Annotated in this window: 19 protein-coding genes and 1 pseudogene; 11 read left to right on the plus strand and 9 right to left on the minus strand. The window is 72.5% G+C overall.

What is annotated here, in order from left to right:
• Positions 1–179 precede the first annotated feature (179 nt).
• The gene (locus DA06_RS01600) at positions 180–659 is read right to left on the minus strand and encodes an Hsp20/alpha crystallin family protein (protein ID WP_052436231.1); all 480 of its coding nucleotides are present in this window, start codon (positions 657–659) and stop codon (positions 180–182) included.
• 180 nt (positions 660–839) lie between these two features.
• Here DA06_RS01600 and DA06_RS01605 point away from each other — a divergent pair, with 180 nt between their 5' ends.
• Positions 840–1,412 carry a hypothetical protein gene (locus DA06_RS01605; RefSeq protein WP_043496809.1) on the plus strand — a complete coding sequence of 191 codons (573 nt, stop codon included), beginning with the start codon at positions 840–842 and terminating at the stop codon, positions 1,410–1,412.
• A gap of 52 nt (positions 1,413–1,464) precedes the next feature.
• Here DA06_RS01605 and DA06_RS01610 read toward each other — a convergent pair whose 3' ends face one another.
• From DA06_RS01610 to DA06_RS01630, 5 genes are all read right to left on the minus strand, one after another.
• Positions 1,465–2,202, minus strand: a complete 738-nt coding sequence (locus tag DA06_RS01610) for an ABC transporter ATP-binding protein (protein WP_052436232.1) — start codon at positions 2,200–2,202, stop codon at positions 1,465–1,467.
• A complete protein-coding gene (locus tag DA06_RS01615) occupies positions 2,192–2,878 on the minus strand; it encodes an ABC transporter ATP-binding protein (protein WP_418606754.1) in 687 nt (228 codons plus the stop codon). The genes DA06_RS01610 and DA06_RS01615 overlap by 11 nt, the downstream gene beginning before the upstream one ends.
• Positions 2,879–2,949: 71 nt before the next feature.
• Positions 2,950–4,059, minus strand: coding sequence for a branched-chain amino acid ABC transporter permease (locus DA06_RS01620; RefSeq protein ID WP_418606755.1), 1,110 nt, complete (start codon positions 4,057–4,059; stop codon positions 2,950–2,952).
• Entirely contained in the window at positions 4,043–4,927 is an 885-nt protein-coding gene (locus tag DA06_RS01625; protein ID WP_043496812.1) for a branched-chain amino acid ABC transporter permease, read from the minus strand. Before DA06_RS01625 ends, DA06_RS01620 begins: the two co-directional genes overlap by 17 nt.
• A gap of 7 nt (positions 4,928–4,934) precedes the next feature.
• Positions 4,935–6,170 (minus strand): amino acid ABC transporter substrate-binding protein, encoded by a 1,236-nt coding sequence (locus DA06_RS01630; RefSeq protein ID WP_043496814.1) that lies wholly within the window; start codon positions 6,168–6,170, stop codon positions 4,935–4,937.
• 233 nt (positions 6,171–6,403) lie between these two features.
• Here DA06_RS01630 and DA06_RS01635 point away from each other — a divergent pair, with 233 nt between their 5' ends.
• From DA06_RS01635 to DA06_RS01665, 7 genes and pseudogenes are all read left to right on the plus strand, one after another.
• Positions 6,404–7,465 carry a LacI family DNA-binding transcriptional regulator gene (locus tag DA06_RS01635; RefSeq protein WP_052436233.1) on the plus strand — a complete coding sequence of 354 codons (1,062 nt, stop codon included), beginning with the start codon at positions 6,404–6,406 and terminating at the stop codon, positions 7,463–7,465.
• A 138-nt stretch (positions 7,466–7,603) separates the two neighbouring features.
• A pseudogene (locus DA06_RS01640) lies at positions 7,604–8,753 on the plus strand (Gfo/Idh/MocA family protein); the annotation flags it as partial.
• Positions 8,754–9,167: 414 nt separating this feature from the next.
• Positions 9,168–9,752, plus strand: a complete 585-nt coding sequence (locus tag DA06_RS01645; protein WP_418608318.1) for a DUF881 domain-containing protein — start codon at positions 9,168–9,170, stop codon at positions 9,750–9,752.
• 200 nt (positions 9,753–9,952) lie between these two features.
• A complete protein-coding gene (locus DA06_RS01650) occupies positions 9,953–10,444 on the plus strand; it encodes an FHA domain-containing protein (RefSeq protein WP_052436237.1) in 492 nt (163 codons plus the stop codon).
• Complete coding sequence (locus tag DA06_RS01655) at positions 10,441–11,223, plus strand: MerR family transcriptional regulator (RefSeq protein ID WP_052436238.1); 783 nt, start codon at positions 10,441–10,443, stop codon at positions 11,221–11,223. Before DA06_RS01650 ends, DA06_RS01655 begins: the two co-directional genes overlap by 4 nt.
• 73 nt (positions 11,224–11,296) lie before the next feature.
• Positions 11,297–11,860: a bifunctional nuclease family protein gene (locus DA06_RS01660; protein ID WP_418606756.1), complete on the plus strand. Its 564-nt coding sequence runs from the start codon at positions 11,297–11,299 to the stop codon at positions 11,858–11,860.
• A gap of 356 nt (positions 11,861–12,216) precedes the next feature.
• On the plus strand, positions 12,217–12,738 hold the full coding sequence (locus DA06_RS01665; RefSeq protein ID WP_043496827.1) for a MerR family transcriptional regulator: 522 nt from the start codon (positions 12,217–12,219) through the stop codon (positions 12,736–12,738).
• Between the two features lie 104 nt (positions 12,739–12,842).
• Here DA06_RS01665 and DA06_RS01670 read toward each other — a convergent pair whose 3' ends face one another.
• Positions 12,843–13,952: a hypothetical protein gene (locus tag DA06_RS01670; protein WP_418606757.1), complete on the minus strand. Its 1,110-nt coding sequence runs from the start codon at positions 13,950–13,952 to the stop codon at positions 12,843–12,845.
• Between the two features lie 203 nt (positions 13,953–14,155).
• Between DA06_RS01670 and DA06_RS01675 the strand changes: the two genes are divergently transcribed.
• From DA06_RS01675 to DA06_RS01685, 3 genes are all read left to right on the plus strand, one after another.
• A complete protein-coding gene (locus DA06_RS01675) occupies positions 14,156–15,079 on the plus strand; it encodes a S1C family serine protease (protein ID WP_043496831.1) in 924 nt (307 codons plus the stop codon).
• A gap of 241 nt (positions 15,080–15,320) precedes the next feature.
• A complete protein-coding gene (locus DA06_RS01680) occupies positions 15,321–16,223 on the plus strand; it encodes a hypothetical protein (RefSeq protein WP_052436239.1) in 903 nt (300 codons plus the stop codon).
• An 84-nt stretch (positions 16,224–16,307) separates the two neighbouring features.
• Positions 16,308–16,727, plus strand: a complete 420-nt coding sequence (locus DA06_RS01685) for a DUF2695 domain-containing protein (protein WP_418606758.1) — start codon at positions 16,308–16,310, stop codon at positions 16,725–16,727.
• A gap of 26 nt (positions 16,728–16,753) precedes the next feature.
• Here the strand turns inward: DA06_RS01685 and DA06_RS01690 are convergent, their stop codons facing one another.
• Together DA06_RS01690 and DA06_RS01695 are read right to left on the minus strand one after the other, a co-directional pair.
• Positions 16,754–17,089: an urease subunit beta gene (locus tag DA06_RS01690; protein WP_418606759.1), complete on the minus strand. Its 336-nt coding sequence runs from the start codon at positions 17,087–17,089 to the stop codon at positions 16,754–16,756.
• A gap of 9 nt (positions 17,090–17,098) precedes the next feature.
• Positions 17,099–17,401, minus strand: coding sequence for an urease subunit gamma (locus DA06_RS01695; protein WP_043496839.1), 303 nt, complete (start codon positions 17,399–17,401; stop codon positions 17,099–17,101).
• Positions 17,402–17,560: the final 159 nt, after the last annotated feature.

The following is a 17,560-nucleotide window of genomic DNA, read 5'->3' on the forward strand; positions in this document are numbered from 1 at the left end:
GCGGAGCCGGCCTCGTGCACCGGCCTCCGCCGCGGGAGGTTTCACGCCGCACAGGACGCGTTCGGCCCATCAGTCGACGCCCTTCGCCGTCACCCAGCCGGAGCGGGGACCGCGCCCGGGTCGCGGACGGCCTCCCCGCTGCGGGACTCGCCCCTTCGGACCGCGTGCCACCTGCGCCGTCAGCTCCGCTTGATCGAGATCTTCCGGGCAGGCGGGACCTCCTCGGGCACCGGGAGGCGGACCTCGAGTACGCCGTCGCGGTAGCTGGCCGTGATCTCGTCGACGCCGGTGCCCTTCGGAAGCCGGATCTGCCGCTCGAGCCGCCCGTAGCGGAACTCGGAGCGATAACCCTGGGCCTGCTTCTCCTCGGTGCGCTCCTCCCGGTGCGCGCTGATGGTCAGGACGCCCTCGTCGACGGTGACGTCGACGTCCTTGTCGGGGTCGACGCCCGGAAGCTCGGCCCGCACCACCAGCTCGCCGCCTTCGCGAAACTCCTCCACCCGCATCGGGGTGCCCCCGGCCCGGCCGACCTCGCGCAGGGGCCACGGCATGTCCCCGAAGGGAAAGGCGTCCCAGAGGTGCTCGGCGATGTCGCGCGGGGAGCGGCGTGCCGGAACGGGTGCGTGCTGCTGGCCCGAGTCGTTGGGCTGCGTGGTCATCTCGTGATCCTCCTTGATCAGGCCGGACCGGGCGGCCCGGCGCCCGATCCCATGGTGCGCCCGCGCCGCGGGGCGTACCAGGGACCGGCGTCCACCCCGCGCAGACCGGCCCGGCCAGGACGAGGGAAGCGGTCCCGAAGGGCTTGCGCCTGACGCCGCGTCAACTGGGACGCTCGTCGCATGACCACCTTCGACGCCGCATCGATGAGCCCGGTTCCCGCTCCGGCCGCGGACGCGCAGTCGCCCGGCCCGTTCCACGGCATCTACGGCATGCCCATGTTCGTCACCGTGCCCACGGACGACCTGGCCGCCACGGTCCTGTTCTGGACGGAGGGGCTGGGCTTCTTCGACCTGTTCAGCGTCCCGGGCCGGCTCACGCACCTGCGCCGCTGGGCCTTCCAGGACGTCCTGGTCGTGCCGTCCGCGGCTGCCGACGCCGTGCCGTCGGGAGCTGTCGACGCCGCACCGTCCGGATCCGTCGACGCCGCACCGTCCGGAGCCGTCGGCACCTCGCCGTCCACGTCCGTGTCGTTCTCGTGCGTGCTGAGCGAGATCGCCCCCGCGAGGGACCGGTGCGAGGCGCTGCTTCCCGGCTCGACGACGGGGCCGCACGACACCCCGTGGAACGCGGTCGAGCTCGCGGTGCTCACCCCTGAGCGCACGCGGGTGGTGCTCACCGCGGCGAAGCCCTACGACGCCGCCCGACCCGTTGCGGAGACACTGGCGGCGATGGGCATCACACCGTCCGGGTGATGCCCTGGCGCCCCGGACCGCCGTCGCGGCGGACCGGACGGGTTCCGTCCCCTCAGGTGGTGGCGGGCCGGCCTCCGAGGTAGAGGTCGCTGAGCTTGGGGTCGGCGAGGAGCTCCCGCGCAGGGCCCGTGGCGAAGACGGTGCCGAGGTCGAGGACGCAGCCGATGTCCGCCATCTCCAGCGCCCGCCGCGCATTCTGCTCCACGAGCAGCACCGCCACGCCCGCGTCGCGCATCCGGGCCACCTGCTCGAAGACGACGGTGGTGCGCTTGGGGTCCAGGCCCATGGACGGCTCGTCGAGCAGGACCACGTCCGGCGAGACCATCAGCGCCCGGGCGAACTCCACCTGCTTCTGCTGCCCGCCGGAGAGGAGACCGGCTGCGGCCCGCCACTTGTCCGCCACCACCGGGAAGATCTCCCGCACGAACTCCGCGCGCTCGCCCAGCGTGGACTGGTCCGCGACGGAGTACCCGCCGAGCATGACGTTCTCCTCCACCGTCATCTCCGGGAACACGCTGTGCCCCTGCAGCACGTGCGACAGGCCTGCCCGCAGCAGCGCCTGCGGACCCTGGCCGGTCACGTCGGCGCCGTTGAGGACGATGGATCCCGCGCGCGGCCGCAGCAGCCCGCTGGCCACCTTCAGCACCGTGGACTTGCCCGCGCCGTTCGGCCCGACCAGGCACACCACCGTCCCTCGCGGCACCTGCACGGACAGCCCGCGCAGAACCAGCGCCGCCTTCCCGTAGCCTGCCTCGATCTGGTTGAGCTCGAGGATCACGTCAGACGCCAAGGTAGGCCTCCAGCACTCGCGGGTCGGACTGGATGACGTCCGGCGTCCCGGTGGCGATCGGGCCGCCACGGTCGAACACGACGATGTGGTCGCACAGCTGCATGATCAGGTCCATGTTGTGCTCGACGATCAGGAAGGTGGTGCCCTCCTCGTTCAGCTCGCGGATCAGCACGGCGATCCGCTCGATGAGCGAGGGGTTCACCCCTCCCGCCGGCTCGTCGAGCATGACGAACGGCGGGTCCGACATGAGGGTGGAGCCCAGCTCGAGAAGCTTCTGCTGCCCGTAGGAGATGTCCCGGGCCTCGGAGTTCTCCAGGTGGTCGATGCCCACCCGGGCCAGCATCTCCCGTGCGCGGCGCACCGTGCTCGGCGAGCGGCTGCCGCCCAGGTACTCCCCGAGCGTGCGCGGCTGCACCGCGACGAGCATGTTCTCCAGCACGGTCATGCGCGGGAAGGTCCGGCACAGCTGGAAGCTGCGCCCCAGACCCGCACGCGCGATCCGGTGCGGCGCCCACCGGGTGATGTCCTGCTCGCGCAGGAACACCTTTCCCGAGTCCGGCTTGATCATGCCGGTGACGCAGTTGAAGAACGTCGTCTTGCCCGATCCGTTCGGCCCGATCAGACCGTTGATCTTCCCGTCGAGGAAGTCGACGCTCGCCTCCCGGACCGCGTGCACGCCGCCGAAGGACTTCGTCAGCCCCCTCGGTGCGCAGCACGCTCGTGGTCACCGCCGTCTCGCGGAGGTCCTCAGCCACGGTCATCGCCCACGCTCTCCTTCCGCTCCTGCTGCGTGCGGAGCTCCTCGGCCGTCATCTCGCGGATGGACGTCGCCTCCCGCCTGGTGAACCGGTGAACGACCTGCTGGACCCCGGTGAGCACGCCGTCGGGCAGGAACAGGACCACCGCGCCGAGCAGGATCCCCGTGGCGACCAGGTGGAACTGCGTCTCGCCGTAGTTGAGGACGAAGTACTCGAGCGCGACACCGACCACCACGGCCCCGATCAGCGGGCCGAAGAGGAACCGGCTGCCGCCGAGGAGCGCCATGAGCACGATCTGCGAGCTGAGCACGACGTCGAACTGGAAGATCGGGTCGAGGTCACCGAACCACAGGCCGTAGAGCCCGCCGGCGAGGGCGACCACGAAGGCAGAGACGGCGAACGCCACCAGCTTGAGGGACCCGGTCGGTATGCCGAGCGACTCGGCCTTGTCCTCGTCCTCGCGCACGGCCTTCAGCCCGGCGCCGAACCGAGAGTGGTCGATCACCGCCCACACCGCCAGCGTGAGAGCGAGCAGTGCGAGGAAGATGAAGTAGAAGGTCTGGTGGTGCTGCGGGCGCAGCATGTCGGGGAACGGACGCGGCACCACGAGCCCGTCCGAGCCGCCGGTGACGGTGTGCCAGCTCTGGAAGACCAGCTGCAGCACGAGGACCAGGGCGATGGTGACGATGACGAAGGACGCGCCGCGGACCCGCAGCGCCGCGAAGCCGACGGGCAGGGCCAGGAGCAGCGTGCCCGCGGCGGCGACGAACAGCGCCACGAAGCTCGGAAGTCCGCCGTCGACGATCAGCAACGCCGTGCCGTAGGCACCGAGGCCGAAGAACGCCACGTGCCCGAGCGAGATGTAGCCGGTGAAGCCGCCCATGATGTTCCAGCCGGTGGCGAAGACCGCGAAGTTCAGCACGATCACGCCCGCGCTGAGCATGTACGGGTTCGGTGCGACGGACGGCCAGAGCGCAAGGACGGCCACGACCACGACGATCGCCAGCAGGTTCCGGCGCCGTCGCGGGCCCGCGGCACGGTCCTTGCCGGTCGACGACGACGCCCGCTGGGCCTTCCGGGTGTCAGAAACGCTGAGCAAGGCGACCTCCGAAGAATCCTTGCGGCCGGACCATCAGGGTGAGGAAGAGCGCGAGGTAGAAGATGGTCTGCGCCCAGGTCGGGCCGACCGGGACCTCGAGCACCATCCGCAGCACGCCCAGCAGCAGCGCTGCGATCGCGGCGCCCGGGATGGAACCGAGCCCTCCGACGACGATGATCGCCATGAGCGGCCCGATCCAGTGCCAGTGCAGGGACGGGTAGATCGTCGCCTGCAGCGACAGCGCGGCGCCTCCCACGGCCGCGGTGGCGAGCCCGAGCCCGAAGCCGAACCCGGCCGTCCGGTTGGTGTCGATCCCGACCAGCTGCGCGGCCTGCGGGTGCTGGATGGTCGCTCGCAGAGCCCGCCCGAACCTGGTCTTCTTCAGCACGAGGTAGAGGACGACCAGGGAGACGGCGGCCAGCGCGAAGGAGATGATCTGCACCACCGGGATCCGCGCACCGAGGAATCCGATGCTGTCCGCGCCGTACGGCAGGTTGATGCGCCGCTGGGTGCCCGAGTACACCATGCCTAGGACGCCCTCGATCACCAGCGCGATTGCGAAGGTGAGGAGCACCGACATCATCGTCATCGTCGCCGGCTTCAGCCGCGTGAGCAGGAAGCGCTGGATGGCGTAGCCGAGCGCGAAGAAGGCCGGCACGGTGGCGATCAACGAGAGCATCGGGTCCAGCCCGGTCACCTGCGCGAAGCGCCAGGAGATGTACGCGGACAGGACGATGAAGGCGGCGTGCGCCAGCATCACCACCCGCATGATGCCGAAGTAGAGCGTCAGCCCGGCCGCGAGCAGCGCGTACAGCCCGCCGAGCAGCACCCCGAGGACGAGGGCCTGGAAGAGAAGGGTCCCGGACACCGGAAGGTCACCACTCCGGCTTGGGGTGGACGAGCTCGGCCTCGGCGGCGTCCTCGGGGAGAACGATCTTGATCTCGCCGTCGATGTACTGCTGGATCAGGTGGGCGCCGTTCGGGCGGCCGGCCTCGTCCCAGCCCAGGGTGCCGACGACCGTGTCGACCTCGTTCTCGTGCAGCCAGTCGATCAGCTGCTGCTGGCACTCCCCCTGCTCCGCGCACCCGACGGCCTCGACCGCCGCGGCGACCACCTGACCGGTCGTGTACGCGTTGGCCTCGTCCTCGCCCGGCGGCGTGCCGTGCAGCTCGGTGTTGGCCGCGACGAACTCCTCGTTCGTGGGGTAGGGCGCGTCGGGCGTGTAGCCGGTGGGCGAGAGGATCCCGTCGACGGCGCCACCGATCGCCTCGACGAACTCGGGGTTCGTCGGCGCCGTGGTGAACGCCGCCATGCGCGGCTGGTAGTTCAGCTGCTGCAGCGCGACGATCAGGTTCACGGCGTCCTGGTACTGCGTGCCGCCGATGACGATGTCCGCGTCCGCGTCCGCGATCTGGGCCGCCACGCCGCTCATGTCGGTGGCGTTCGGCGGGTAGACCTCGTCGACGACGATCTCGACGCCGAGCTCCTCGAGCCCGTCACGCAGGCCGTAGGCGGTGCCCTGCGCGAACGGGTCGTCCATCGCCGCGACCGCCGCCGTCTTCGGCCGCTGGTCCTCCGGCATCGCCGCGATGTGCTCGACCAGGTGGTTGTAGTGGTCGGGCGCGATGGCCGGCGCGGCGTAGAAGATGTTCTCGAAGCCGTTCTCGAACACCTCGGCCGCAGCAGCGGCAGGTTCGACGAAGAGCATCCCGTACTCCGACGCGACCCGGGACGCCGGGACCACCAGCCGCGTGGAGAACGGGCCGAACACGAGGTCGACACCGTCCTGCGCGATCAGCGACTCGTAGTCGGACACCACGCGGGAGGCGTCGGAGGCGTCGTCGAGAATCTTGAGCTCGACCTGGCGCCCGAGCAGGCCGCCGTTGTCGTTGACCACCTTCGCCCAGGTCTCGTAGCCGCGCTGCACGCCCTTGCCCGGCTCGGCGAAGTCGCCGGTGAGCGGCAGGGAGATGCCGATGACGATCGGGTCCTCCTCACCGCCCCCGCCGCCGGTGGCCGAGCCGCCGGACGAGCCGGAACCACCGCACGCGGCCAGCAGGAGGGCACCAGCACCCACCGCCACCATCTTCGTCAACCTCGTCGTCGACATCCGAGCCTCCTTGTTCGAACGGGCGCAGCACGAAAGCGCTTTCCGCACGCTAACGGGTGTGACGCGGCCGACACAAGGGGTTGTGGAACAGAAAATTCATCGTGTTCACGGATAGCGCCTTCCGCGGCCTCCGGCTGTACGCTCCCGGAGAGAGCGACCTGGTGGCGGAAAGCTGGCCCGTGGGGACCACGTGCTGCGCCACTCGCTCCTGCAGCAGGCAGATTGGAGCAGCGGTGACCTCGGACCGGAACGGGACACGCCGTCGCCAGGCCGCCGGCGGGGCGGTGACGCTCTCCGACGTCGCCCGCGCGGCAGGCGTCTCCCTCGCGACGGCGTCGCGCGCGATCAACGGCAGCGCCAACCGCGCCGTCGGCAACGAGCTGCGCCAGCGCGTGCTTGCCACGGCCGAGCGGCTCGGCTACTCCCCCAACGCCCATGCCCAGGCGATGGCGCGCGGCCAGACCGCCACGCTCGGGCTGATCGTGCACGACATCGCCGACCCGTACTTCTCGGCGATCGCGGCCGGCGTGACGGAGGCCGCGGACGAGGCCGAGCTCATCGTGACCCTCGCCAACACCCACCACGACGCCGAGCGTGAGCTGCAGTACGTCCGCACGCTGCAGAACCAGCGCGCCCGGGCGATCATCCTCGTCGGCGCCCGCCAGAACGACGGCGAGGCGAACCTCAGGCTCCGGCGGGCCCTCGACGCCTACCAGGCCCGGGGCGGAACGGTGGCCACGGTGAGCCAGGCCATCCTCGGCGTGAACGTCCTCCGGGTGGACAACGAACGCGCCGGCGCAGACCTCGCCCGGGCCCTCCACGGGCTCGGCTACCGGCGGTTCGCGCTGCTGACCGGCCCGACGGACAACCTCACCGCGGACGAACGCACCCGGGGGTTCCGGCGCGCCGCCGAGGAGCTCGGCGTCCCCGTGCCGGGAGAGCGGCTCGTCGCGAGCCCCCTGACCCGCGACGGCGGCTACGCGGCGATGCGGGAGCTCCTGGGTCGTGACACCGGGGCGGACCTCGTGTTCGCGGTCACCGACGTCATGGCGCTCGGGGCACTCACCGCCGCCCGCGAGAGCGGGACCGTCGTGCCGGACGACGTCGCCCTGGCGGGTTTCGACGACATCGCGACCCTCCAGGACGTCACCCCCGCACTCACCACGGTCCGCATCCCGCTGCGCGACATGGGACGGCAGGTGACCCGGCTCGCTCTCGCCCCGGCCGAGGAGGGCCCGCTCGAGGTCCACGTCACCGGCGAGGTGGTCGTCCGGGCGTCGACGCCCCCGCGCTGACGCCCGGACGCCCAGCGCCCCCCGGCGGAAACCGCTTCCACCCCCATGATCGTGACAGTTCCCTTGACACCGGGTCCCGGGCCAGCCTAGTTTCACGGAAAGCGCATTCCCCACTCTGAGCCTCGATGGAGAGTCCCTATGAGCACCCGAGTCCTGCGTATCGCGATGAACGGCGTGACCGGCCGGATGGGGTACCGCCAGCACCTGGTGCGGTCGGTCCTGGCGATCCGGGACGCGGGCGGGGCGGAGCTGGAGGACGGCGGCCGCGTGCAGGTCGAGCCGGTCCTGGTGGGCCGCAACGAGGAGAAGCTGCGCGAGCTCGCCGGACGGCACGACGTGGCGTCGTGGTCGACCGACCCCGAAGCGGTGATCGCGGACCCGTCCGTCGACATCTACTTCGACGCCCAGGTCACCTCCCGGCGGGTAGCGGCGCTCACCGCGGCGATGCGCGCCGGAAAGCACATCTTCACCGAGAAGCCCACGGCGGAGACCCTGGAGGAGGCGGTGGCACTGGCGCTCCTCGGCGAGGAGACCGGGGTGACGGCCGGCGTCGTCCACGACAAGCTGTACCTCCCCGGCCTGGTGAAGCTGCGCCGGCTGGTCGACGAGGGCTTCTTCGGTCGCATCCTGTCTCTGCGCGGAGAGTTCGGGTACTGGGTGTTCGAGGGCGACTCCCAGCCGGCGCAGCGCCCGTCGTGGAACTACCGCAAGGAGGACGGCGGCGGCATCACCACGGACATGTTCTGCCACTGGAACTACGTCCTCGAGGGCATCCTCGGCCGGGTGGACGCGGTGACCGCGAAGGCCGTCACCCACATCCCCACCCGCTGGGACGAGCGCGGCCGGCCCTACACGGCCACGGCCGACGACGCCGCGTACGGCATCTTCGAGGTCACCACCCCCGGGGGCGACCCCCGTGGTCGCCCAGATCAACTCCTCATGGGCGGTGCGAGTCTTCCGCGACGAGCTCGTCGAGTTCCAGGTGGACGGCACGCACGGCTCCGCGGTGGCGGGCCTGCGGCGGTGCGTCGCGCAGCAGCGGGCCCACACGCCCAAGCCGGTGTGGAACCCGGACCTTCCGGTCACCGAGCCGTTCCGCGACCAGTGGCTCGAGGTCCCCGCGAACGCGGACCTGGACAACGGTTTCAAGCTCCAGTGGGAGGAGTTCCTCCGCGACGTCGTCGCCGGCCGCCCGCACCGCTACGGCCTGCTCTCCGCCGCCCGCGGCGTCCAGCTCGCCGAGCTCGGTCTACGCTCCTCCGCCGAGGGACGGCGTATCGAGATCCCCCCCGATCACCCTGGGCGGCGGTGGTACCGCAGAGGCTGCCCGCGCGGACGTCGTGGGCGAGCCGGCCGGGCGCGTCTCGGAGCCGGCCCGATGACGACGACGCCGGTCACCTCCACCTCCGTCACGCTGCCCGGGCCCGACGGCGAGCTCACCGCGCACCGTCTGCGGGCGCCCGGGACGTGGTCCCGGCCGACCGGCGCGGTCGGCGAGGCTCCGGCGGAGCCCGGTGCGGAGGGGGCCTCCGGCACGCGCGGCGCGGCCGAGCCGGGGAGCGACGGCAGGAGGGGCGTGTGGAGCTCCCTCCTGGCGCCGCGGTTCACCCTCGGGCACGTCGCCGTCGCGCTGCTGTGCGCGGGACTGGGGTTCGCCGTCGTCACGCAGGTCCGCCAGGCGCAGGACGACGTCCTCTCCGGCATGCGCCAGGACGACCTGGTGCGGCTCCTCGACGAGCTCACGCAGCGCAACGCCGACCTCACCGACGAGCAGGAGGAGCTGCGTCAGGACCTCGCCGAGCTCCGCTCGAGCACGACGTCGCGGCAGGCCGCCCAGGAGGCGGCGGAGGTGCAGGCGCGCGCCAGGGGCATCCTTGCGGGCACGCTGCCCGTCCACGGCCCGGGCGTCCGGGTGACGATCGACGACCCCTCCGGCGGCGTGCGCGCCCAGGTGATGGTGACGATCCTCGAGGAGCTGCGCAACGCCGGCGTCGAGTCGGTCGAGCTCTCCGGCCAGCGCCTGACCGCCAGCAGCTGGATCCTCGACGACCCGGACGGCGGCGTCGTGGTGGACGGGGCCGCCGTCGCCCCGCCCTACGAGTGGCTCGCCATCGGGGACCCGAAGACCCTCTCCGTCGCCCTCGACATCCCGGGCGGGGCGCTGGCGTCCGTCCGCAACGCCGGGGGGAGAGGTCACGGTGACGGAGGAGGACGACCTCCGGATCACCGCGATCCGCGAGCTCGAGCAGCCGGAGCACGCCACGCCGGTGACTCCCGAGGGAGATGACGGATGACGGCGGCCCGGGTGCCGGGGGAGCCGGTGACCGTTGGACGGGTGTCCGCCGCACCGGTGTCGCCGGCGAAGGTCCTGGTCGGACGACCACGCTCGGCCCGCTCGTCCGGCATCGTCGGCGACTTGACCCCTATTGTTGACCACAGCACGTCGGCCGAGGGCCGGAGGACTGAGACGACCCAGGAGGTAGCCCTATGACCACCCCGCAGCAGCCGGGGCGCCCGGGCGAGGACGGCGAGCGCAACGACGTCACCAGCACTGCCCGGTTCGGAGCCATCGGCGCGGAGCCCGAGAGCGAGCTGGTCTACCAGGGGCTCAGCGCCGACGACGCGGCCGCCGTCGAGGCGCTGCCGCCGGGTTCCGCGCTCCTCATCGTCCAGCGCGGGCCCAACGCGGGGGCCAGGTTCCTGCTCGACGCCGATCGCACCACCGCGGGGCGTCACCCCAGCTCCGACATCTTCCTCGACGACGTGACCGTCTCGCGCAAGCACGCCGAGTTCCTCACGGAGGGCGTCGGCTTCTCCGTCCGCGACGTCGGCAGCCTGAACGGCACGTACGTCAACCGGGAGCGCATCGACACCGCGCTGCTCCGCGCGGGCGACGAGGTCCAGATCGGCAAGTACCGGCTGACGTACCACCCCAGCCCCCACCGTGGCGCCTCCGCGGCAGGTGCGGATCAGCGGTGAGCCCCGCAGCACGACGTCGGCACGACGCCGCGCACGAAGCCGCACCGGCCACCCGGCCGCAGGCGGAGCCGGCGGTGACGTGGCCGCAGGAGGTCTCCCACGAGCCCTCCATGAGCATCGGCGCCGTCCTGGCGCTCCTGAAGCCGGAGTTCCCGGCGGTCACGATCTCCAAGCTGCGTTTCCTCGAGGAGCAGGGGCTCGTCAAGCCGCGCCGCACGGGCTCCGGGTACCGCATGTACTCCCGGGCGGACGCCGAGCGCATCCGCTTCGCCCTGACGGCGCAGCGTGACAGCTACCTGCCTCTGCGCGTGATCCGCGAGCAGCTCGCGGACCTGGACGCGGGGCGCCAGGTGGAGCAGCCCTCGCTGGCCCGCGTGGTCAGCCGCGACGGCGAGCTGGTCCGGCCCGCCCCCGGGGCGCGGGTGAGCGCCAAGGAGATCTGCGAGCTGACCGGCGCGACCGAGGCCGAGCTGGACGAGATGGCCCACGCAGGCCTGGTGCTCGCCGACACGCGCGGACGCTTCCCCGGCCGCTCGGTGCAGGTGGTTCAGGCGGTGCTCGCGCTCGGCCGGCACGGCATCAGCGCCCGCCATCTGCGCACGGTGCGCACGAGCGCCGAACGGGAGGCGGACATCATCGACCAGGTGGTCGCCCCCACCCGCGCCCAGCGCTCCGGTGCCGCCCGCGAGCGTAGCGCCGCGCAGGCGGCCGAGCTCGCAGAGCTCTACGCGACCCTGCACGCGGAGCTGCTCCGCTCCGCCGTCGACCAGCTCGGCTGAAACAGCCGGGGCGATCACCCGATTCGGGTGTGTTCCGGGCGCGGTGCGCCCCGGCGCGACGTACGGTTGCCGCATGCGGGAGATGGTGGTGCTCGGCGTGCGGGTGAGCGTGCCCGGCAACGAGGTCGTCGTCGTGCTGGGTGAGCCGGGCGGCACCCGGGTCCTGCCGATCGTCATCGGCCCCAGGGAGGGTGCCGCGATCGCGTCCGCCCAGGCCGGCCTCGTACCTCCCCGCCCGCTGACGCACGATCTGCTCGTCTCCGTCCTCGAGCACCTCGGGGTCGGGGTGAAGGAGGTGCGCGTGACGCAGGTGGTGCACGGCATCTTCCACGCCGAGCTCGTCCTCAGCGGGGGCCAGGTCATCGACGCCCGTCCGTCCGACGCGATCGCGATCGCGCTCCGCGCCCACTGCCCGGTCCTCTGCGACGAGACGCTGCTCACGCTGGCCGGCGTGCCGATGGAGGAGGCGGGGCTCGACCAGGCGGACGAGGAGGCGGTCCAGGCGCCCGCCGCGCCCGCGCCGGAGGTGATGGAGGAGTTCCGCACATTCCTGGAGGGTGTCGAGCCGGACGACTTCGCCATCAAGCCCCAGGAGGGCAACGCGGCAGGGTCTCCGGACGAGCCCGAGGACCGCTGACTTCTGTCTCGGGTTGCCCCGGGCCCGCAGGACGCGCGTGCGTCCACGGTGCCGACGTGACGTCCGGTGCGCAGTCGCCCGGTGAGCGGCGGCGGCCGTCGTGCCAGGGCCGACCCTCAACCTGTTGTCGAGGGTGAGACACACCGCTCCGACATGCCGGACGGTTTACCGGTGCGCCTCGTTGACCGGGTACCGGGGCGGCCATAGCGTGGGGCCATCATGAGCGAACGAGCGGTATCCTCGGGTGCGGCAGCAGAAGCGGCGGGTCGAGGGATCGCGGACGAACGGAGAACCCTGTGAGCGGCACTGATGCGACGGCGGACGCCGTCCCCGGCGTCCCCCAGCGAGCCCAGGGCATGCTCTTCGGTGACACGCTGCCCGATCTGGACCAGGACACCGGTTACCGCGGCCCCACCGCCTGCCGGGCGGCCGGCATCACCTACCGTCAGCTCGACTACTGGGCGCGCACCGGCCTCGTGGAGCCCAGCATCCGCGGCGCGAAGGGGTCGGGCAGCCAGCGCCTCTACAGCTTCCGCGACATCCTGGTGCTCAAGGTCGTCAAGCGGCTGCTCGACACCGGCGTCTCCCTCCAGCAGATCCGCACCGCGATCCAGGCCCTGCACGAGCGCGGGGTCGAGGACCTCGCCCAGATCACGCTCATGAGCGACGGCGCCTCCGTGTACGAGTGCACCTCCGCCGACGAGGTGATCGACCTGGTCCAGGGCGGGCAGGGGGTCTTCGGGATCGCCGTCGGTCGCGTCTGGCGCGAGGTGGAGGGTGACCTGGCCCAGCTCCCGACGGAGCGCGCCCACGTCGAGGAGGAGCCCGAGGTCGAGGACGAGCTCGCCCGGCGCCGCGCCGCGCGCAACGTCAGCTGACCCGGACGTCGCTCGCCAGAGGGACAACGGCCCCCGGCTGCGGCCGGGGGCTCTGACGTGCCCCGAACGTTGCGGATGCCGGCGGCACGGCGCAGCAGGCACGGCTACGTGCCGGGGCACTCGGTGGCCGTGGCTCCGTCCTCCGTCGGCTCGCCGCCCGACTCGACCCATGTGCGCCAGAGCTCGCGTGAACGGCCGCTGCGATCGTCCCACGCCTCGCGGCAGTCGCCCGAGTAGAAGCCGGCGACGTCGGCGTACCCGTCCCGGCTCTCGAGGCGGACGTCGACGAACGCGCCGACGCCGGGGAGCGCGGCGGCCCGGGCTGCGTGGTGCCCCGCGTCCATCACGACGTCGGAGCCGAGATGGTCCTCCAGGTCCGCCTCCGCCACGTCCCAGAGCGCCAGCGGCGCGAGGGTGGTGTCGACCGAGACGTACCAGTCGTCGAGCTCGGTGCCGTACCCGTCCACGTTGACGTAGACGTCGGTCGCCCCTGGCCAGCCCGGCGGAACAGGGTCGCGCAGGTACGCGTCGGCCAGCTCCACCAGCTCCGCGGGCGCGTCGGCCGGGACGCTCAGGCTACGGCTGTCGGTCGGGCCGTCGTCGTCGTACTCGCCGTAGTACCGCACGTCCAGCGTCGTCTCCTGCTGCGTGTCCGGCAGCTGCGTGACGAGTGCCTCCCGGACGCGGTTCAGTGCCCGCCCCGGCGCACCGGCCGGCAGCGTCACGTCGATCGTCCTGCGATACCTGGCGTCGACCGCGGTGTCGGAGACGGTCAGCACGGTCCGCTCGAAGCCGTGCTGCTCGAGCACCGCCATCGCGTGCACCTCGTTCGCCAGTGCGCCGAGGACGGGGGCCGTCCCGTGCGAGGTCATGTCGAGGTCGTGGTCGTCGTCGCGCCAGCGGAGGGTGAGCATGAGCTCGACGTCGCGGTACTCGGACCCTTCCACGGCGTCCCTCGTGGCGTCGATCACGGGAGCCGTGGCGAGGGCGTGCGTGCCGGGCAGGAGGTCGAGGCTGATGCTCACGTACTCGTTGTCGCCCGGGTAGTGGCGGACCCGCGAGTCGGCGACGCCCGGCACGGCGGCCAGGGAGTCCTGAAGTGCCTGCGTGGTCGCGTCCTCCACGGGGGACGAGCCTGATTCGCACGCCGTCAGCGTCAGGGTCGCGCCCAGAGCGGCGAGGAGCAGGCCCACCGGGCCGGGACGCTGTGGCACCGGGTCAGCGTATCGGCGGCCCGTCGGCGCTCCCGTCATCCGCCGCGCCCCGTGGTCCGCCGCGCCGCCGTCGTCCGCAGGCCCCGATGTCGTCCGCAGGCGCCCGGTGTCGTCCGCAGGCCCCGGTGTCCCGTCCGGCTCCGTGATCACTCACGGCGGACGCGCCTGCGGCATTCCGGCGGGGCCGCGGACGTTGCACGAGCATGACAGATCCGCTCGACGCCTACTCCCAGGTGGTGACCTCGGTGGCCGCGGCGCTGCAGCCTCGCGTGCTGTCCGTCCTGGTCCGGAGCCGGCGGGGGAGCGCCACGGGCTCCGCGTTCGCCTTCACCGACGACGGCCTTCTGCTGACGAGCGCGCACGTCGTCGAGGGCGTGACGGGCGGAGGCGTGGTGGCGGCCGACGGCGAGGAGGCGCCCTTCGACGTCCTCGGCGCCGACCGGCTCTCGGAGCTGGCGGTCCTGCGCACGCGCGGGGGCCTCGCGAGCCCCGTCGAGCTCGGCGACGCCGACGGCCTCCGGGTGGGCCAGCTGGTGGTGGCCGTCGGGAACCCGCTCGGCTTCGCCGGCTCGGTGACGGCCGGTGTCGTCAGCGCCCTGGGACGCTCCATCCCCGTGCGCACGGCCCGCGGCGCCCACTCGATCGACGACGTCATCCAGACCGACGCCGCGCTCAACCCAGGCAACAGCGGCGGGGCGCTGGCGGACTCCACGGCCACCGTCATCGGCGTGAACACCGCCGTGGCCGGTGTCGGGTTGGGGCTCGCCGTGCCGGTCAACGCCACCACCCGGCGAATCCTCGGCGAGCTCATCAGCACCGGGAAGGTCCGGCGGGCGTGGCTCGGAATCGGCGGGGTGACCATGGCCGTCCCACCGGCGCTGGCCGAACGGCTCGGACGGCGCACGGGCCTGCACGTCGCGGAGGTTGTCCCGGGAAGTCCGGCCGCGCGCGCCGGCATCTACCTCGGCGACGTCGTCATCGCGTCCGGAGACCATCCCGTCACCACCGCCCAGGACCTCCAGCGGCTGATGCTCGGCACCGCGGTGGACCGCGCGTTTCCCGTCACGGTGTACCGGCGAGGAGCGCTGGTCGACGTCGTCGCGACGTTGGGCGAGCTGATCGCCTGAGCGGGCTCGAGGTGGCCGGCACACGGTGGGTGACCGGGCCGCCGTCGCCGGTCTGCATGCACGCCGGCGAGTCCCGCGCAGACCTGCTTCGGTTCCCGGGCGCCATCCTCCGGGCGACCGACCGACCGGCAGGACGGCCTCCTGCGGGTGCGGACGACGGCGGCCGGTGCGACCTGTCGCGAGGTGCTCACGGCGACTCCTCCGTTCGGGCGTGCCGACCCGGCTGCGATAGGTTGGCCGGGTGTCCCACCCCCGGAGTCTGCTGACGCTGCTTGACCTCTCGCGTCCCGACCTGGAGTCGCTGTGGCTCGCGTCCGCCGGCTGGAAGGACCAGCGCGCGAGGCGTCGCTCACGCTTCGCGGACAGGCGCGTCGCCACCATCTTCGACGGGACCAGCTTCCGGACCAGGCTGGCGTACGACACCGCCATCGACGCCGTCGGCGCGCACCGCGTCGACCTTCCCCTCGTCCTCGGCCAGCGCGAGCCGGTGAGCGACACGGCCGCGATCCTCTCGGGCGCCGTCGACGCCGTGGTGGTCCGGGCACGCGACCATGCCGCGGTGTCCGAGCTGGCCAGGGTGTGCGAGGTGCCCGTGATCAACGCCATGACTGACGCCGGTCACCCGGTGGAGGTCTTCTCCGAGGCGTACACGATCTTCGAGCGGCGCGGACCGCTCAACGACCTCACCGTCACCTTCGTCGGCGAGGACTCCAACGTCCTGCGTTCCTGGTGCGAGCTGACGGTGCCGTTCGGGCTCCAGGTCCGCCAGGTGTGCCCGCCGGGTCACGGCCTGCACGAGGACTTCCTCGCCGAGCTTGCGAAGCACCGCCAGCGGGGGAGCGTCACCGTCTGGCACGACCTCGCCGACGCCGTGAGCGGGGCGGACGTCGTCTACACCGACGTCTGGCCGACCTCCGCCCGGACCCCCGGGCGTCGCCGCACCGCGTTCGAGCCGTACCGCATCACGACGGAGGTGCTCGACGAGGCGGGGCCGGACGTCATGCTGATGCACGTCATGCCCGTCCACCGGGGCGACGAGGTGAGTGCCGACGCGTTCGACGACCCTCGCTCGATCACCTTCACCGCCAAGCGCAACCTCGCGCCCACGCACGCCGCGATCGTGGAGTGGGTCCTCGGCGGCTGAGCCGCCGGTGTCAGTCCCCGCTGGAACGATCCTGCACAGATGTTCGAACACAGGGTTCGGACCGCAGGAGCGGGGGAGTGGCCCATGTCCGTGGACGACGGCGTACGCACGCTGGAGATCGAGCTCGCGAGCCTGGCGCAGGACCTGACCGCGCCCGGGCCGTACGAGTGCGTCCTCTGCTACGTCAACCGGATGCTCGTGCAGTTCGGCTGCGACACGACGCTGCGGTGGACGAGGCGATGGCGCGAGCTCCGGGCGCCGCGGGCCACCCGGCTCGAGCGGCGCGTCGGTCGTGACGGTGCGTTCTGCGACTGCGAGCTGTTCACGAACGGCTGGGACGTGACCGTGGCCGTGGTGCACGACCCGCAGACAGGGCAGGACCGGTGGCCGGACGACGTGAAGGGGTGCCGCGGGGTGCGCACCGGCACCGTCCAGCCGTGCACGCTCTGGGCCCGCCGCCCGCCGCAGCGCTGGCCCGCGCGGCGCCGCAGCGACTGGGACTGATCGCCGGTCCGCCCCTCCGGCACCCGTCAGTCCCTCCGTCGGACGGACCCCTGGCCCGCGAGCGACGCCCGCGGGCGCCGCGCAGCGCGACCGCCCGGACGACGGCGGAGGCCCCCCGGCTCGAACCGGCGCGACGTCCCGGAGGGGATGTCGAGACGGAAGCCGCGGGCACCGGCGCGGTCGAGGTCCAGCGCGGGGTTGGCGTCGGGCAGGTGCAGGTGCGACCCGATCTGCACGGGCCGGTCGCCGGTGTTGAGGACCACGAACTCGCGGCGCTCCTCCGGCGTGCGGTCGGCGTTGAGCTCGACGGTGCCGGGCCGCACGCGGACGGCTCCCGGCCCGGTGGTGCTGATGCCTGCCATCACGTGCTCCTAGGCGATCGGCTGGTGGATGGTCACGAGCTTGCGGCCGTCGGGGAAGGTGGCCTCCACCTGGATGTCCGGCAGCATCTCCGGCACCCCGTCCATGACGTCTTCGCGGGTGAGCACGGCACGGCCCTCGACCATGAGGTCGGCGACCGACCGGCCCTCCCGGGCGCGCTCCACCACCCACGTGGTCAGCAGCGCGGCGGCCTCGGGGAAGTTCAGGCGCACGCCCCGGTCGTGGCGGTCGCGAGCCACCATGCCGGCGACTGCGAGAAGCAGCTTCTCCTGCTCGGAGGGTGACAGGTGCACGGTTGCCTCCTGGTCGCCGGCGTGGTGGTCGTCGACCATGCTCGGGCACCCGTGTTTCGTGGCTCGGACGGGCGTGTTTCCTGGCCGTTACGGTCCCGGGCGCACGGCGGGTCCGGGTGCGCGGCGGGTCCGCCGTCGTCCGGCCCGCCCCCAGACGGC

Source organism: Georgenia sp. SUBG003 (genome assembly GCF_000715355.2).
Taxonomy (GTDB): domain Bacteria; phylum Actinomycetota; class Actinomycetes; order Actinomycetales; family Actinomycetaceae; genus Georgenia.

What these genes read in the sequence shown, in the direction of transcription:
- DA06_RS01665 (WP_043496827.1), top strand. Translation starts at nt 12,217, where the DNA reads ATGCTCTTCGGTGACACGCTGCCCGATCTGGACCAGGACACCGGTTAC.
- DA06_RS01660 (WP_418606756.1), top strand. Translation starts at nt 11,297, where the DNA reads ATGCGGGAGATGGTGGTGCTCGGCGTGCGGGTGAGCGTGCCCGGCAAC.
- DA06_RS01685 (WP_418606758.1), top strand. Translation starts at nt 16,308, where the DNA reads ATGTCCGTGGACGACGGCGTACGCACGCTGGAGATCGAGCTCGCGAGC.
- DA06_RS01600 (WP_052436231.1), bottom strand. Translation starts at nt 659, where the DNA reads ATGACCACGCAGCCCAACGACTCGGGCCAGCAGCACGCACCCGTTCCG.
- DA06_RS01675 (WP_043496831.1), top strand. Translation starts at nt 14,156, where the DNA reads ATGACAGATCCGCTCGACGCCTACTCCCAGGTGGTGACCTCGGTGGCC.
- DA06_RS01645 (WP_418608318.1), top strand. Translation starts at nt 9,168, where the DNA reads ATGCGCCAGGACGACCTGGTGCGGCTCCTCGACGAGCTCACGCAGCGC.
- DA06_RS01630 (WP_043496814.1), bottom strand. Translation starts at nt 6,170, where the DNA reads ATGTCGACGACGAGGTTGACGAAGATGGTGGCGGTGGGTGCTGGTGCC.
- DA06_RS01690 (WP_418606759.1), bottom strand. Translation starts at nt 17,089, where the DNA reads ATGGCAGGCATCAGCACCACCGGGCCGGGAGCCGTCCGCGTGCGGCCC.
- DA06_RS01650 (WP_052436237.1), top strand. Translation starts at nt 9,953, where the DNA reads ATGACCACCCCGCAGCAGCCGGGGCGCCCGGGCGAGGACGGCGAGCGC.
- DA06_RS01605 (WP_043496809.1), top strand. Translation starts at nt 840, where the DNA reads ATGACCACCTTCGACGCCGCATCGATGAGCCCGGTTCCCGCTCCGGCC.